This is a genomic window from Pseudomonas sp. LBUM1674 (genome assembly GCF_059695635.1).
The window spans coordinates 2774117-2790224 of the sequence record NZ_CP166779.1 but is presented as its reverse complement, the minus strand read 5'-3'; the positions used below and the strand labels follow the sequence as shown (position 1 = coordinate 2790224).

At 60.4% G+C, this 16108-nt stretch carries 13 protein-coding genes; 7 read left to right on the top strand and 6 right to left on the bottom strand.

Features of this window, described 5'->3' with window-relative positions; all coding sequences use genetic code 11:
- Positions 1–53: 53 nt before the first annotated feature.
- Complete coding sequence (locus ACA067_RS13010) at positions 54–3542, top strand: hypothetical protein (protein WP_497462127.1); 3489 nt, start codon at positions 54–56, stop codon at positions 3540–3542.
- Here ACA067_RS13010 and ACA067_RS13005 read toward each other — a convergent pair.
- The gene (locus tag ACA067_RS13005) at positions 3539–3739 is read right to left on the bottom strand and encodes a YbdD/YjiX family protein (RefSeq protein WP_497462126.1); all 201 of its coding nucleotides are present in this window, start codon (positions 3737–3739) and stop codon (positions 3539–3541) included. The two genes, ACA067_RS13010 and ACA067_RS13005, sit on opposite strands and share 4 nt — an antisense overlap.
- Positions 3740–3981: 242 nt before the next feature.
- Between ACA067_RS13005 and ACA067_RS13000 the strand changes: the two genes are divergently transcribed.
- Entirely contained in the window at positions 3982–4467 is a 486-nt protein-coding gene (locus tag ACA067_RS13000; protein ID WP_497462125.1) for an adenosine-specific kinase, read from the top strand.
- Positions 4468–4556: 89 nt separating this feature from the next.
- Here the strand turns inward: ACA067_RS13000 and ACA067_RS12995 are convergent, their stop codons facing one another.
- Complete coding sequence (locus ACA067_RS12995) at positions 4557–5177, bottom strand: cell wall hydrolase (protein ID WP_497462124.1); 621 nt, start codon at positions 5175–5177, stop codon at positions 4557–4559.
- A 142-nt stretch (positions 5178–5319) separates the two neighbouring features.
- Between ACA067_RS12995 and ACA067_RS12990 the strand changes: the two genes are divergently transcribed.
- Positions 5320–6171 (top strand): CAP domain-containing protein, encoded by an 852-nt coding sequence (locus ACA067_RS12990; RefSeq protein WP_497462123.1) that lies wholly within the window; start codon positions 5320–5322, stop codon positions 6169–6171.
- A gap of 319 nt (positions 6172–6490) precedes the next feature.
- Positions 6491–7390: a bestrophin family protein gene (locus ACA067_RS12985; protein WP_497462122.1), complete on the top strand. Its 900-nt coding sequence runs from the start codon at positions 6491–6493 to the stop codon at positions 7388–7390.
- 36 nt (positions 7391–7426) lie between these two features.
- Here ACA067_RS12985 and ACA067_RS12980 read toward each other — a convergent pair whose 3' ends face one another.
- Positions 7427–7654: a hypothetical protein gene (locus ACA067_RS12980; protein ID WP_497462121.1), complete on the bottom strand. Its 228-nt coding sequence runs from the start codon at positions 7652–7654 to the stop codon at positions 7427–7429.
- Between the two features lie 180 nt (positions 7655–7834).
- Here ACA067_RS12980 and ACA067_RS12975 point away from each other — a divergent pair, with 180 nt between their 5' ends.
- Positions 7835–10279 carry a hypothetical protein gene (locus ACA067_RS12975; RefSeq protein ID WP_497462120.1) on the top strand — a complete coding sequence of 815 codons (2445 nt, stop codon included), beginning with the start codon at positions 7835–7837 and terminating at the stop codon, positions 10277–10279.
- A gap of 80 nt (positions 10280–10359) precedes the next feature.
- Here the strand turns inward: ACA067_RS12975 and ACA067_RS12970 are convergent, their stop codons facing one another.
- On the bottom strand, positions 10360–11238 hold the full coding sequence (locus tag ACA067_RS12970; protein WP_497462119.1) for a LysR family transcriptional regulator: 879 nt from the start codon (positions 11236–11238) through the stop codon (positions 10360–10362).
- A gap of 99 nt (positions 11239–11337) precedes the next feature.
- On the opposite strand from ACA067_RS12970, the gene ACA067_RS12965 reads away from it, so the two are divergent.
- Positions 11338–12507, top strand: a complete 1170-nt coding sequence (locus ACA067_RS12965) for a mandelate racemase/muconate lactonizing enzyme family protein (protein WP_497462118.1) — start codon at positions 11338–11340, stop codon at positions 12505–12507.
- Positions 12508–12610: 103 nt separating this feature from the next.
- Complete coding sequence (gene dctA / locus ACA067_RS12960) at positions 12611–13918, top strand: C4-dicarboxylate transporter DctA (RefSeq protein WP_497462117.1); 1308 nt, start codon at positions 12611–12613, stop codon at positions 13916–13918.
- A gap of 20 nt (positions 13919–13938) precedes the next feature.
- On the opposite strand, the gene ACA067_RS12955 is transcribed toward dctA, so the two are convergent.
- A complete protein-coding gene (locus ACA067_RS12955; protein WP_497462116.1) occupies positions 13939–14727 on the bottom strand; it encodes a DeoR/GlpR family DNA-binding transcription regulator in 789 nt (262 codons plus the stop codon).
- Positions 14728–15017: 290 nt separating this feature from the next.
- Positions 15018–16106 (bottom strand): ABC transporter ATP-binding protein, encoded by a 1089-nt coding sequence (locus ACA067_RS12950; RefSeq protein WP_497462115.1) that lies wholly within the window; start codon positions 16104–16106, stop codon positions 15018–15020.
- Between the last annotated feature and the right edge of the window lie 2 nt (positions 16107–16108).

The following is a 16108-nucleotide window of genomic DNA, read 5'->3' as shown; positions in this document are numbered from 1 at the left end:
ATCGGGTCTATACATAACTGTAAGCAGTTGGCCGAAAACAAGAGGCACAGGCCATGGACAACAAGGATTCCGGCATCAACCTGGCCTTCTGGCTCCCAGGCAGCGCGGTCATGCTCAGCCTTGTAGTGTCGATGTTCGCCCTCAACCGCGAACCCTTCCTGGAACCGCGGCCGGTCGGCGCGCAGTTCCAGGCACAACTGCCCATCGAAGCGCGGCTATGGCAGGACCCGTTCGATGCGGTCGAGCGTTATCGCAAGAAGCTCACGGACAGCAGGAACCCGGATGCCGAGATTGTCTGCGGCCCCGACATGTCGCCGCTGTCCGGAGCGGAACCTGCCCCCGATATCATGGTGGCGCTGGTCGAAGGCGGCCCTTACGCCGACGAAGTCGAACGGCGGCGGCGCATGCGTTATGCCCTGCTGGCGGGGTTCAAGAATTCCCACCGGGTGCCGGATCAGGAACAGTACATCCATTGCTTGCGACTGGCCGCCAACCTGTCACTGGATGTGCCGCAGAAGACCGGCTTCATCGACACGCCTTATGAAATTTTCGTCTCCAACCCCTTTGATCCGCCGACGTCACTTGAAGGCGCCCCGGCGCCACCTGACCGAACGATCGTGTTCTGGTTGAAACAGGACGTGCTCGGGTCGACCCCGCTGCAGCAGCTGGAAAAACTGCGCGAGACCCTGACCAGCAAAATCGGTGCAGCCTGCACGCCCACTCCATGCACCGAACCACCCGCCAACGCCGTTCTGAAGGTCATCGGCCCTTCTACCTCAACCGTTCTGCGCGACATGTTCCACGACCAGGACCTCGGCAAGGCTACATCCACTGTCGAAATCTACTCGCCGCTGGCCACCGCCGATAATGAAACCCTGGATCGTGGTTACCCGAAACTGTCGCCACCGCTGGAAAACCGGGTCCCCATGAAGTTGCTGCGCACCGTCAGCGACGACGGCACCATGACCCAACTGATGCTCGAGGAACTGAAGTTGCGCCGTGTCGATCCGGCCACCGGCGTGCGATGCAGCCAGGGCACGCTGCTGCGGATCGGCTCGCCGTGCACCCGTGACCTCCGCCGCAGCGGCAATCGCATTGCCTTGATTGCCGAATGGGACAGTTTCTACAGCCGCGCCCTGATCGAAAGCTTCAAGGCGCAGGTCGCCAATGATGCGCGCCTGGGCAGCGATAAAATGAACCACAGGGACGTGGTCGATCAGTGGATTTTGCGCTTCAGCTATTTACGTGGCCTGGACGGACGCCTGCCGGAGGAGTCCGCGAGCAACGATAAAAGCGCCGGTTCTGATCCTGGTAAAAATAAAGAGGTCACGCAAATTGATCTTAGCCCACTGGAAAAATCCGACGGCAACTCCCAGCTCGATTACCTGCGGCGCCTCGCCGACCACATTGCCCGCGAAGACGAAGCCTATCGACGCAACGGCGAAAGTGGCATCGGCGCGATCGGTGTGCTGGGCGTCGACGCCTACGACAAGCTGTTGGTATTGCAAGCGCTCAAGAGCCGGATGCCGTACAAGCTGTTCTTTTCCACCGATCTCGATGCCCGCATGCTGCAACGGGGCCAGGCGCAAACCACGCGTAACCTGATACTCGCCGCACCTTATGGCTTGACGCTGACCCGCGCCCTGCAACAGGACGTGCCACCGTTTCGCGACAGCCTGCAAAGTGCGGTGTTTATCTCGGTGCTGGCCGCGCTGGCGCCGCAATCCTTCGATGCCAAGCGCGCGAAGTTCGACTATTCGAAATCGGAGCTGCTGTCGCCGGGCATCTATGAAGTGGGCATCAGCGGCTTCATTCCCCTGGCCAGCCGGCTGACCGCGTCGCGCCCCGCCAGTTGCGAGGCACCGACACAATCCCAGTCCGATCGAGGCGTACGCCCCCACGACCTGATGGCCCTGCGTTGCCTGCAGGACCCCTCGCCACCGCCCTACCCCGAGCCCGGCCGATCGATTCGCGAACGATTCAAGCAGTCCCAGTCATTCTTCTGGGCCGGGCCGCTGACGCTCACCCTGCTGTTACTCGGCGGGTTTATCGTCTGGTGGCGGATCGACGGTCCGCACGATAACCACGACGCACGACTGGCCTGGGTCCGCGGTGTGCCGATCACGCTGTTCATGGTGGCAGCGGTCTGCGCCTTTATCGCCACGCGGTTCTGGCACGCGGAGTTCCTCTGGTTCACCTTCGTGCTGGTCCTGCTGGGTATCGTTTCGTCAAACCTGACCCGGCGCTCGGCCAGGCAACTGGCATTGGCCCAGCCCTCGACCGCCCGTTCAGACACTGGCTTATACACCGCCCGGGCCTGGTACATCGTGGTCCCCCTCGTCATGTTCATCCTTGCCCTGATGCTGGCGTACCAGATGCGCAGCACCTTGACCGACAACGGGCTCGGTGAACCGATGTTCCTGTTCGAAGGCATCAGCGCCTGGCCAACCGTGGCGCTGCGGTTGCTGGCAGTGCTGATCTCCCTCTCGGCGCTGGCATGGGGCTGGCGCAACCTGCGCGTCAACCGGGCCGAGATTGAAGCCACTTATCATCTGCGCCTGCACATGCGCAAATACGAGATGACCTTGTGGGGCCAGATTCGACACTTGATTCGCAGAGGCAAAGACTGGAAGTGTCGGCGATGGAGCAACGAGTTGGGACATTGCCTGCTACTGATTTTTTTCCCGCTATTGAGCGCCAGCGAAGAATGGTCAAAGTCCTGCGCACCGGCACAAGCCGCGTGCACGGATGGGCGCAAGATGATCGTCATTGCCCGCTTCTGGGGTGCGCACTGCGTCTGCGGTTCGTTCGGCGCGCGAATGCTGCGGACCCTTCTCGCCACCTGGCTATACGTCGTGGCCACCAGCGTGCTGTTCGTCATCTGGCCCATGGAAGGGATGCCTGTTCGTGGTCAATCGGCGTGGTGGATGCTGACTTGGCTGATCCCGACCCTGGTGTTCCAGATATTGGTGTTCTGGGTCGTGGACGCCAACCTGCTGCTGACGCGATTCATCCGCCATCTCAGCGAACATCATGCAATCTGGCCCGGCAGCTTGCAGATGCAACACAAGAAAACCTTTGGCATGCTCAGGCATCCGTGCATCGACGCATGGGTGGATGTGCAACTGATCGCCAAGCGCACCTCGGCCGTCAGCCGCCTCATCTACGCACCGACGGTGGTCATGTTGATCCTGTTGGCCTCGCGCAGCAGCCTGTTCGATAACTGGCCGACCCCGCCCGGACTGATCATTTCATACCTGCTGACGGCGCTGATTCTGCTGGTCTCCGCACTGTCGCTACGCCGTGCAGCGGAAAAGTCCCGTACGCTGGCATTGCAACGAATCGACACCTACCTGCTGGAAACACCCGAAACGACGCCTGGCTACGCCAAGTTCAAGATGATCCGCGAGCGGGTTGCCACACTCACCACCGGCTCGTTCTCACGCTACGCCGAAGATCCGCTGATCAGGGCACTGCTGCTGTCGCTGACCGGGATCGGTGGTTCGGCCATAGTCGATGCGTTGAACTACGCGAAGTTCTAGCAGCAGCGGGTATTGCATTTGCCGCGGCCGAAGCGGGCTTCCTGGCGCTCGCGAAAAAACGCCGAGTAGGTCATGGCCGGCTCGCCGGGATGATTGAGCGCCATCTGCGTGACGTAGTTGTCGTAATCGGGAACCCCGACCATCAAACGCGCGCTCTGGCTGAAGAGCCTGGCGACCTGCTGCAGTCTGCGGTACATGGCAAATCTCTCTATGCAGTGTGGGACTGGGTCCATGTAACCGCAGTTTTGTATCTGCAATGTGTCCGTTTGAGAGGCCTTTGTATGTTCACGTATCCAGAAAGGGCGATACAAAACCCTGTGGCGAGGAGGCATTCACCAGGCTCAAGATCCACGTTAACTGGCAGGCATCAGCGTATGGGTAGCTATGCTTGATGTGTGGCCAGAACCTGGCAGCGGCATCGTGAAAGGAGGCGTTTGACATGCAACTGATCACAGTGAAAATCGACAAGCCGGAAGCGACCAACTTCATTTTCGGTCAGACCCACTTCATCAAGTCCGTCGAAGACATCCACGAAGCGCTGGTCAACACCGTGCCTGGCATCCAGTTTGGCCTGGCGTTTTGCGAAGCTTCTGGCCAATGCCTGGTGCGCTGGTCCGGCACCGATACCGCCATGATCGAACTGGCCCAGCGCAATGCCCAGGCCATCGCCGCCGGCCACAGCTTCATCATTTTCCTCGGTGACGGTTTCTATCCGCTGAACGTATTGAACACGGTCAAGATGGTGCCCGAGGTGTGTCGGATTTTTTGTGCAACGGCCAACCCGACTGAAGTGATTCTCGCCGAAACGGACCAGGGACGAGCGATTCTGGGCGTGGTGGACGGTTTCTGTGCCAAGGGCATTGAAAGCGAGGACGACATCCTGTGGCGCAAGAACCTGTTGCGGCAGATCGGCTACAAACTTTGACAATCGGAGTCTGCCTGCACGTTACAGCCAGTTTTCAGTTGCCCTGAAGTTAACCTGCGTCGCGGATCGCTGCACTGCCCACTCTGGCCCTACTTCGCCGACCCATCATGCGGCTTGTAAAACCGAAACAACCCGATATCCGCCGTCCTGATGTACTCCCTGGCCCAACCCGGCTTCACCGTGCGGTCGTGGAAATACAGCGCGCCATGGGTGCGATCCGGCAGTTGCTTGTTCAACGCCTTGCGCGCGATTTCCTTGGCGAGGGCATAAGGCACCTCTTCCTGGACCGAATCGGAGCTCCCGTCACACCACCACGAGAACTGGCAGCTCTTGGTTTCGGAGCCTTGCTTGACCACACCACACACCGTATCCGGGAATCCTCCGTGGCCCAGTCGGTTCATCACGACATTGGCCACCGCTTCCATGTCGACGGAATCCTTGCCTTTGGCTTCCCAATAGATGGAACGGGCCAGGCAAGTGATCGCATCGTCCAGCGGCGCAGCGCCAGCAGGGTCAACGGCCTGGACTTCAGACTGAGTGATGGCTTCGGCTTTAAGCACGGGCGCGGGACTGCTGTTCTCGGCGGCTTTTTGCTCGAGCACCTCAGCCTTGTTCTCGGCCGCTTGTTGTTTTTGTTGTTGATCCGCGGCGATGGCGGGACCGGCAAGCAGCATCATGGCAACGCAGGTGGCTATCCAGTGGAGGCGCATGATCGAAATGACTCGGTGGGCAGTATCGTCTCAGTGTAGTAGTGAAATGATAGCAATCACGCCACGGCAATCTGAAAAATCCGTTGCCTTGGAGGGGGCAACTTCGCGCATTATGGCCGCAGTCCGTTCAAGGAGGATTTCCATGCGCTTCATTTCATCCGTCAGCTGTCTTGCCACGTTAACACTGGGTCTGTTGTGCGCCGTGAATGCGTTGGCGGCCGATGAGAAACAGCTGATCGACTCGATCAACACCTACCGCAGCCAGTCGCAGCCGTGCGCGGGCCAGGCCTCCCCGGAGTTGCCACCGCTGGCGGGCGATCCACGGCTGGCGCTGTCCACGACCAGCCTCGGCAATCTGCAGCAGGCATTGGCGACGGCGGGTTATCCGATGGTCAATGTGCAGGCGATCAGCCTGTCCGGCCCCCGTGACGCACAGTCGGCCATGACGGCGATTCGCGAGAGCTTCTGCCAGGTGGTGCTGGACCCGCAATTCGTCGACATCGGCGTGAGCCGCCAGGACCGTGAATGGCGCATCGTGCTCGCCCGTCCACTGTTGAGCGCACGCCTCGGCGACTGGCAGGCGGAAGGCCAGAAGTTGCTGGCCGAACTCAATGTCGCCCGCAGTCGGGCACGCCAGTGCGGTACGCAATCCTTTGCCGCCACCACGCCACTGGCCTGGAACGCCACGCTGGCCACAGCGGCCGAGACTCACTCGCGCTCGATGGCCAACAACAACTACTTCGATCACAAGGACCGCGATGGCCGCACGCCGGGTGACCGGGCCGAACTGGCCGGCTACAGCGGTCAGCAGATCGGCGAGAACATCGCGGCCGGGCAAGACACCGTGCGCAAGGTGGTCGATGGCTGGGTGTCCAGCCCAGGTCACTGCGCGAACCTGATGAACCCGGGCTTCCAGGAATTGGGCGCGGCCTATGCGGTTGATCCGAAGAGTGATTCGGGGATCTACTGGACGGCGATGTTCGGTACGCCATAAAGGCCGGATGTCCAAGACCCGGCACCGATCAATGTGGGAGCGAGACCGGCTTGCCGGCGATGGACTCAAGAGCGGCGCGTTCATTCAGACAGCACGCGTTATCGTTGTCGTCCATCGCGAGCAGGCTCGCTCCCACACAGGCTCACTCCCACCAGGGGTTCGGGTCAGTCACAGAACCGAGGCCCGTCATAGAGCCCATCGATCATCTGGTCATAACCAGTGATTGGACGGCTTGCCCGGTTACACTTAGCCTGCGCTCAACACATCCGTGAACAGCGCAGCCCCCTCTCAAGGTGGAGTCCGGCGCAGGTAGACCACCATGATCGTCAGACCCAAACCCAACCTGATCACCATCCTCAGTGCGCTCAAGGGCTCGATCGCCAAGCGGATTGCCTTGCGCAGCCTGATGGTGACGCTGCTGGCCTGCGTCATCGTGCTCGTCGAAACCCTGCACCCCAGCTACTTTGCCAAGGTCAGCGCCACGCCTTTCACCTTGCTGGGCTTGTCCCTGTCGATTTTCATGAGCTTTCGCAACAACGCCTGCTATGACCGCTGGTATGAAGCGCGAAAAGCCTGGGGCGAAATGATCGTCGGGATCCGTTCGATGATTCGCGAAACCCAAGTCATCAAGAACGCGAACGAGCGGCAGGTTATCCTGCGTAACCTGTGCGGTTTCGCCAATGCGCTCAACGCCAAACTGCGTTCGGAAAAGGAACTGGATGCCGCGTGTGACTGGCTTGAACCCCTGCCCACGGGCAACGTGCCCGATATCAGCGGGCGCATCCTGATCGAGGTCGGCCAGCAGTGTTCGGCACTCGGCGAGTCAGGGGCAATCAGTGAGTGGCGCTATACGTTAATGGCCAACCACCTGACTGACCTGACCCGGTCCCAGGCAGTCTGTGAACGAATCAAGCACACGCCCCTGCCCTTTGCCTACACCCTGTTGCTGCACAGAACCACCTACCTCTTCTGCATTCTGCTGCCCTTCGCCATGGCCGAACCGCTGGGCTGGCTGGCGCCGGTTTTCACCGCGATCGTCAGCTACACATTCTTCGGCCTGGATGCGATCGGCGATGAGTTGGAGGACCCGTTCGGCCGCGACGAAAACGACCTGCCCACCGATGCCATGGTGCGCAACATCGAACGGGAAGTGTTGGCGGCGCTGGGGGCGACGCAACTTCCCCCGGCCCTGGAGCCGGTGGACTATGTGTTGCGCTGATGTCGATCAACCCCAGTTATCAATTATGTCGATCATTCAAATCATGAAGGCGAATTTTTTATTCTTCTCCGCGCCGGGCAAAATGTTGCCGATTCGACTATCGCGGAAGAACGCTTCATGAATCTCAATTTTGCATTTGCCTGCATGATCGTGGTCTCGTTTGCCATTGCATTGGGTCACGGCTGATGGGCTGCGCTGTGCATTGAGCAAACCCATCAGCGATGCGCCGAGCGGGCCGTTCGTCTCATCGGGTTGCACTGTCAATATTTCGCAACCTTACTGCTAGGGTGGCACGGCGGCATCAGGATTTCGGCGCCCCTGTACAGACGGCCGTGCACAGAAACGTGGGGGTTCGATTTTCTGTGCATCGAGGAAGATCGGCACGGCAGTCGCGTTCTGCGGTCAAGGCTGTGAAAGCAAGCGCCGTGTCTGCCGGAGAACGCCATGCGCCCGTACGCAATCCTGACACTGCTTGTTGGACTGTGGGCCTTGTGTCATTTCTGGCTTATGGTTCTTGGCAAAATTCGACGCAAGGCGGTCGATCGTCAAGAAAGAAAGACGCGTACAGGCAGCCTGACAGTGCTCAAGCGCGTCCGACATCTGGCGTGGATAGGGGCCATCATCATTGGCACCGTGATCCTGCTCATCCAGGCATGCCGTTTCCTGGCCTCAAGCACCCATGTCGTACCCCAAGCGGTCATTGACTCGGCACAGTCGATCCATGGGGTGACCAGGGAAATCGGCCAATACGGCACAATGCTGGGCATCCTCGGTTTACTCGGCGTCGGCCTTACGTTGTACTTTGCGGCGCGCCAGGCACGCCTGCTCTCCAGCGAACAATCGGACGAAGACCAAGGCAGGGTGAGAAAACCTCTGCCTTACCTCACCACCGCTCTGCTCATTCTTTCCCTGATTGGCTGGAGCGCCGAACCACTAACCCGCAGCATGCAGTTGATGATCAACAACCTTCGGATGAATGCGGCAGATCAACAAGCGCAACGGGACATGGAAGAAGCGCTGTCCGCCATTCCCACGTCAAAGAGGCCCAATGCCGCCGACGTCGATCCAGATACGGCTGTCCCCGCCGTCCAGGCCGCCACCCGGCTTTTCGTACGGGCAGCCCTCAGTGATATGACCCGCAGCACGGCCTTTGAGCAATGGGTGCAAGTCACGCGTTTAAACCGCAGCGAGTCTGAATTTGTCCGCGCAGCCTTGACCGGTCAGCGCATCGACGTGTCTGCCTCTGCCGACAGCGCGACGAAAGCCCGGCGAGAGGTCGCAGCGACGCTCGGCGATGTTATCGAGGACAAGGCAGGCATTGTCAAAGCACGACAACAGATCGAGCAGGCAATAGCCCCCTCTATCGCTCGCCATGAACAGGAAAACCCGACTCTCTTCGCACAATTGACCGCTGTGCTCGAACAGCGCTATGGCACCCCGCTCGCCCCCCTGAATGCCCAGGGACAACTGATTGCACACGTGCTGGACCACGCCTTTGGGCCCGTCGTCGCCATACCCACGACAGAGTTGGGCAGGCAAGCTAAAACACTGGTTAAAGACCTGGGCAGGGATGCCGTCAGAACCTGGACGCACACCTGGACAAAGAACTGGGTGACCGAAGCACTCAAGAGTTCTGCCCGACCCGGTGTGCTTGCCGTGGCGGCGCATCAGGCTTCCTTTGAAGCCACAAACGACGCTCGCAACCTGGTCAGGTCGCTGATGGCGGCCGAAGGCCAGGGCTGGACGCCAAGCCCCGAAGCCCTGCGAGAAGCGAAAATCGCCGAGGCGGTCAGCACCAAGGTCGCCGAACTCCACCCGCCCCCGATGGAAGCAGCATTGCAAGAACGTCTGGGGGGCTATGATCGACTGTTCCCCGGGGCCCCTGACTTCGAAGTGGCTTCAAGTGGCTTGCGCGTCCGGGAAGTATTGATCGGCCAGGACACTGACCCTGAAGGGATTGATGCCAACCAGATTCGCTGGACCCTTCAACCGGCAACAGGCGCCACAACCACCAAAGTCACCCTGGAGATCATGTCGAATGATCAATGGGTAAATCTTGGCGTCTATGATGCGGCCATCGTCAACCAGGCACTGCGCTACGCAGCGGATGATCGAGTGGTGGCCGTGACGAGTGCGCCCGGTGACGGGAAGTTGATCAGCCGTGTGACTTACACTCATCCCGTGCTGACCGATACACCGCTGGGCTGTAGGGTGGCAGAGGCAGATCGGCTGCTCGATACGCTCACCGGCTCCTACGCCTCCCCCGGCAACATGCCCGATGTAGCGGGTCCAGGCCTGCCGGACCAGTACCGGCTTGCTGAAGATCACACACCGCAGTATCGGGAGCGACGAGTCGCGGCAGGACCAGACTGGACATGGCTGAAGCGCTCCCCTGACCGTCTTGGAAATATCGAAATTTGGGTCCACACCACCTTTTCACTCCGGCGCGGGCAAGCTCCCGAAAAGGTGACCGGCGAAGCGAACGCCACTGCTGTGGGTTTCCCTGCGCGGGGACTCCAGCAATTGCGCCAGCGAATATCGAACCGTCTGCCAGGTTACTTGAAAGCCCAATTGAACAGCCCTTCGTACGACGACTTCATGGGGCCGCTGGAAGATTTCGTGCTATTGCAGCGCTTCTTTCGTACAGCGTTGGCAGGGGGCCTTGGACAAGACTTCCCGATGATCCAGCTGTTAACGCTGGAGAGCGCCACACGCAGCTACGTCCCTTACCAGCCAACAATCCGCTGGGAAGAAGTACCCGAGGCCAGGCTGATGGAAGTCCTTCAGCAGGCAGATCCCGAAGCGCAGGAAAGTTACAAGCGTTGGTATCAGGATTATTTTTTTCGTTTGGCGACCAGGCAGGCCGTGTGTGATCGCGTGTCGAGATGACAGAGGTCACTTTTGGCTTACCTCAGTAACTGTGGGAGCGGGCTTGCCCGCGATGAGGCCATGACACTCGACACTGACTTTCAGGCGCAACCCACCCCGGCCCAGAACGCCTCGGCAAACGGACTGATCGGCGCCAGCGGCCGCGTGAGGTGAATGTCCAGCGGGATATCCCAGCTTTCGTCGAGGGCCCTGACCAGGCGGCCATCGATCACTTCCTGTTCCGTCAGGCTCCTGGGCAGCCAGGCCACGCCTTTGTTTTCCAGCGCCATGGACATCAGCACTGCGGCGAGGTGGCTGCTGAACAACGGTTTGAGGTGCAGGAAATCTTCCTTGCCTTGCAGGCGATGCGCGACAATCCGGCCGAGCCCGGATTCCTGGGTGTAAGCCAGGTACGGCAGCGACGCCGGGGATGAGCCGAAATCGGCCGAAGCACCGGCCAGCGGAATGAGCACGTCCTCGCCAATTTTTTTGCTGACGAACTGATCGGGGGCCAGCAACGGCGGAACGTCCGGGTGGCGATGGCACAGCAGGAACTGCACTTGCCCCTGGACCAGCATCTGTTCACAGACCACCATGCTGTCGGAATGCAGGCGCACGGCCTCGATCGGCGTGCCTTTTTCCGCGCGCCTGAGCCAGCGTGGGAAGAAGGTGAAAGACAGCGAATGGGTCGCCGCGAACTGCAGGGTCCTGGCCGCCATGCCCGCCACTTCCTGTGCTTCGCTGCGCATCCGGTACAGGCGCCTGGTGGCTTCCTGGGCACTGGGCAACATCTGCTGCCCCGCTTCGGTCAGCGTCGCCCCTTGCGGGGTACGGATGAACAGTTCGACCCCCATCCAGTTCTCCAGCGACCGCACTCTGCGGCTGAAGGCCGGCTGAGTCACATGGCGAGCTTCAGCGGCGCGAACGAAGCTGCCGTACTCCGCCAACGCGGCAAAATCTTCAAGCCAGACGAGTTCCAAGGGCAATGCCTCCTGAGCATAGGGCGCGGCATTAATAGCATTGGGCGGGGGTCATCGCAAAGCTTAACGTGGGGCCCTCAACAACAAGAGGACCACGCCATGCGTATCGTCGACATCCGTGAAAAAACCGTTTCCATTGCCTCCCCTATCGCCAACGCCTACATCGATTTTTCAAAAATGACCTGCTCGGTGGTAGCGGTGATCACGGACCAGATTCGCGACGGCAAACCCGTCATCGGCTACGGCTTCAACTCCAACGGTCGCTACGGCCAGGGCGCGCTGATGCGCGATCGCTTCCTGGCGCGCATCACCGAAGCCGATCCCGATACGCTGATCGACACCGCGCACAACAACCTCGACCCGTTCGCCATCTGGAAAGCCCTGATGACCAACGAAAAGCCAGGTGGCCATGGCGAACGCTCGGTCGCAGTCGGCACGATCGACATGGCGGTGTGGGACGCCGTCGCCAAGATCGAAGGCAAGCCGTTGTATCGCCTGCTGGCCGACCGTTACCGCAACGGTGTCGCCGACGACAAGGTCTGGGTCTACGCCGCCGGGGGTTACTACTACCCGGGCAAGGACGACACCAAGCTGCAGGACGAGATGCGCAGCTACCTCGACCGTGGCTATGACGTGGTCAAGATGAAAATCGGCGCCGCGCCGCTGGCCGACGATATTCGCAGGATAGAAGCGGTGCTCAAGGTGGTGGGTGACGGCCGGCGCCTGGCGGTCGACGCCAACGGCCGGTTCGATCAGCAGACCGCAATTGCCTACGCCGAAGCCCTCAAACCCTACAACCTGTTCTGGTACGAAGAGGCAGGCGACCCGCTCGACTACGCCCTGCAGGCCGAGCTGGCGAACCACTACGACCTGCCGATGGCCACCGGCGAAAACCTGTTCTCCCATCAGGATGCACGCAACTTGCTGCGCCACGGCGGCATGCGCCCGGATCGCGACTACGTGCAGTTCGACTGCGCCCTGTCCTACGGCCTGGTCGAGTACATGCGCACCCTGAAAGTGATGGAAGACCTGGGCTGGTCATCGCGCCGCGTGGTGCCCCACGGTGGCCACCAGATGTCGCTTAACATCGCCGCCGGCCTGCACCTTGGTGGCAATGAATCCTATCCGGATGTGTTCCAGCCTTTCGGCGGTTTCGCTGACGGGATTCGCGTGGAGAACAGCTACGTCGGGCTGCCGGATATTCCGGGTGTCGGTTTCGAAGCCAAGTCCGCGCTGTACGCCGTCATGCGCGAACTCGGCGAAGGCTGATCCGCGACGACGGCTGCCTTGCGCAGCCGTCGTTTGTTGGCGTCTGCCGATGACGCCACGCCACGCCACATAGCCCACCACAACAATAAAATGAGGTGCATCCGTGGAAACGTCCAAGTCTCGCTGGTATGGCCAGCTGTATGTGCAAGTGCTGATCGGTATCGTGATCGGCGCTATTTTCGGTTACCTGGTGCCCGACATGGGGGCCAAGTTGCAACCCTTCGCCGACGGCTTTATCAAGCTGATCAAAATGCTTCTGGCGCCTATCATCTTTGGCACGGTCGTGGTCGGGATCGCCAAGATGGGCAGCATCAAGGAAGTCGGACGGATCGGCGTCAAGGCGCTGATCTACTTCGAAATCCTTTCGACCATCGCCCTGGTCATCGGCCTGGTCGTGGTCAACGTGATGAAGCCCGGTGTCGGCATGAATATCAACACCACCACCCTGGACGCCGGCGCGATCGGCAAGTACGCCCAGGTCGCCCAGGAACAGGGCGGCACCGTTGATTTCTTCCTCAACATCATCCCCGGTACGTTTATCGATGCGTTCGCCAAAGGCTCGATGCTGCAGGTGATCCTGCTGTCGGTGTTGATGGGCGTGGCCCTGGTGCAGATGGGCGAAACCAGCAAACCGCTGATCAACATCATCGACCTGTTCCTGCAAGGCCTGTTCAAGATCGTCGCCATGGTGATGCGCCTGGCCCCGATCGGTGCGGGCGCCGGCATGGCGTTCACCATTGGCAAATATGGCATCGGCACCTTGTGGTCGCTGGGGCATCTGCTCATCGCGCTGTATGCCACCACCCTGCTGTTCATCATCGTCGTGCTGGGATCGGTCGCGCGATGGTCGGGGATGCCTTTGATGCTGTTCCTGCGCTATTTCAAGGACGAGATCCTGATCACGCTCGGGACCTGCTCCACCGAAGCAGTACTGCCGCGCATGATGGTCAAGCTGGAAAAGCTCGGCTGCAAAAAATCGGTGGTGGGCATGGTGCTGCCGACCGGCTACACCTTCAACGCGGATGGCACCTGCATCTACCTGACCATGGCGGCGATCTTTGTCGCCCAGGCGACCAACACGCCCCTGACGCTGATGGATCAGGCCGTATTGCTGGGCGTCATGCTGCTGACTTCCAAAGGTTCTGCCGGGGTTGCCGGCGCCGGGTTCGTCACCCTCGCGGCAACGCTGACCACCATCCACACCATCCCGCTGGTGGGCCTGGTGTTGCTCCTGGGCATCGACCGCTTCCTCAACGAAGCGCGGGCCGTGACCAACCTGATCGGCAACGGTATCGGCACGATCGCCATCGCCAAGTGGGATGGCTCCTTTGACGTAGCGACCTGCGAGCGTGAAATCGCCGAGATGAAAGCGCAAAAGGCCGCGCGCAAAGCGCTGGCGACGCAGTCGTAGTCCAGGACCGGCCGGGTGGTTCAGGCATCCGTCTGAACCACCTCGATCCCCAACTTTCGATAATCCCCGACATCGCCCGAGGCGACATGTCGCTCGGTCATCAGCGTATGGATGCGATTGCACGGCGCGACAACAAAGGGCTCCACCGCTCCCAGTTTGTCCGCCGTGGTCACCGCCACCACATGCGAGGCGCTGTCGAGCATCGCCTGCTTCACCGGCACCTCATCGAAATGCAGCGAGCTGATGCCCACTTCCGGGTGAATGGCGCAGACACCGGTGAACAGCAGGTCCGCCTTGATGCTCTCGATCAAGCGCAAGGTTTCATGACCGCCGGCGGACATGGTAGCGGGATTGAGTGCCCCCCCGGCCAGGATCACCTTGATGCCTTGGTACTCGGCCAGGGTTATCGCGGTCATCGGCGACGCGGTGATCGCCGTGATGGAAATGTCAGAAGGCAGCGAGCGCGCGATCTGCAGCGTTGTGCTCCCGGAATCGAAAATCACGATCTGACCATTTTGAACCTGGCGCGCGGCGAGTTGCGCCAGGCGGGTTTTCACTTCATCGGTTTCGCTGACCCGGGTGAAGTAATCCTTGCCCGTGTCCTTGGGCCGCGGCAGCGCCCCACCGTGTACCCGTTGCACCAGCCCGGCGGTCGCCAGCTCCGACAGGTCCCGGCGAATGGTGTCTTCGGAAACACCGAAATGCTGACTCAGGGCCGTGGCCATGACCTTGCCGTCGCGCTCGAGGATCAGCAGGATTTTTTGTCGACGCAGATAAGGAAGTTCGGAGGCTGAGTGCTGGCCTTGCATGCTTATGCCTGTTTTTGCGTGTTTGTGCGAGATTAGCCAAAGCCATGACCAAATACAATCGTGGCGGTGACCTGTATCGCTGCGTTTCGGGCGACACCGCGCCTTACACAAATCCCGAATCCGGCAAGATTGTAGGAGCTGCGATGCGGCGACCCGACTTGCCAGCGAAGGCGGACTGGCATCCGGCATCGATGTCGACTGACAGGGCCTCTTCGCTGGCAAGCCAGCTCCTACAGGAATCGGGTCGTACACAAATCCCGAGTCTGGCAAAGATTCAATGGGGAGACTCGTCAGTCGCCGCGCAGTATCAACGCATGCACGCCGTCCCATTCGGCAAAGATTTCCTGCCCGCAGTTCACCCCAAGCCGGTTGTATTCGGCATGCGGTTTCTGCACCTGCAGCTCAAGCCCATCCTTGGTTTCGAGATAGATGTTGACCATCGAACCGATGAACTCTTCACCGACCACGGTACAGGCCAGTCGATTGTGCAGCACGGGTTGCGCGATCAGGTCGATATGCTCGGCGCTGACGCAGACAGTGACCGTTTCGCCGGGGACGACCGATTTACCCTGGGGCAACCGCGCCTGGAATTGACCGTGCGCCGAATCGAGGCGAACCAAGCCGGCATCGTCGAAGCCGGCGACCGTGCCGCACAGGATGTTTTTGCCACCGACGAACTCGGCGACGAAGCGGTTATGCGGCTCCAGGAACACCTCCTGCGGTGAGCCGATCTGTTCAACCCGGCCCCGACTCATGATCACCACCCGATCCGCCATGGCAAAGGCTTCCGATTGACTGTGGGTGACGTAGACGAAGGTGATACCCAGATCCTTCTGCAGTCCGGTCAGCACGCCTTGCATGCGCACGCTCAGATGAGCATCGAGCGCGCTCAGTGGTTCGTCGAGCAACAGGATCGGCGGTTCGGTGACCAACGAACGAGCCAGCGCCACGCGTTGACGCTGACCACCGGAGAGCAGGCTGATATCGCGCGTGGCGAACTCCCCCAGGTCCAGCCGCTCAAGCCAGTGCAGGGCCTTTTTACGGCGCTCGGCCTTGGCCATGCCTCTCATGCGCAGGCCGAATTCGACATTCTCCAGGACGTTGAGAAACGGGAACAGGGCCAGGTTTTGCCAGACCAGCGGCGTCTCCCGCTCCCAGGAGCACAGGTCATTGATTCGCTCACCGTTCAGACGAATTTCGCCCTCGCTCGGTTTATCGAGCCCCGCGAGCATGCGCAGCGTGGTGGTCTTGCCACATCCGCTGGAGCCCATGATCGCGACAAACTCGCCTTTGTAGATGTCCAGGTTCATGCGTTCGACAGCCTGGTAGCTGCCGAAATGCTTGACCACGTTGTCGAATACCACCAGCGGTTGAGTCATGG

Bases quoted from the DNA above. Each gene is read 5' to 3' on its own strand.
- ACA067_RS12990 (WP_497462123.1), top strand. From the start codon at position 5,320: ATGCGCTTCATTTCATCCGTCAGCTGTCTTGCCACGTTAACACTGGGT.
- ACA067_RS13005 (WP_497462126.1), bottom strand. From the start codon at position 3,739: ATGTACCGCAGACTGCAGCAGGTCGCCAGGCTCTTCAGCCAGAGCGCG.
- ACA067_RS12965 (WP_497462118.1), top strand. From the start codon at position 11,338: ATGCGTATCGTCGACATCCGTGAAAAAACCGTTTCCATTGCCTCCCCT.
- ACA067_RS12985 (WP_497462122.1), top strand. From the start codon at position 6,491: ATGATCGTCAGACCCAAACCCAACCTGATCACCATCCTCAGTGCGCTC.
- ACA067_RS13000 (WP_497462125.1), top strand. From the start codon at position 3,982: ATGCAACTGATCACAGTGAAAATCGACAAGCCGGAAGCGACCAACTTC.
- ACA067_RS12975 (WP_497462120.1), top strand. From the start codon at position 7,835: ATGCGCCCGTACGCAATCCTGACACTGCTTGTTGGACTGTGGGCCTTG.
- ACA067_RS13010 (WP_497462127.1), top strand. From the start codon at position 54: ATGGACAACAAGGATTCCGGCATCAACCTGGCCTTCTGGCTCCCAGGC.
- ACA067_RS12995 (WP_497462124.1), bottom strand. From the start codon at position 5,177: ATGCGCCTCCACTGGATAGCCACCTGCGTTGCCATGATGCTGCTTGCC.
- ACA067_RS12950 (WP_497462115.1), bottom strand. From the start codon at position 16,106: ATGACTCAACCGCTGGTGGTATTCGACAACGTGGTCAAGCATTTCGGC.
- ACA067_RS12955 (WP_497462116.1), bottom strand. From the start codon at position 14,727: ATGCAAGGCCAGCACTCAGCCTCCGAACTTCCTTATCTGCGTCGACAA.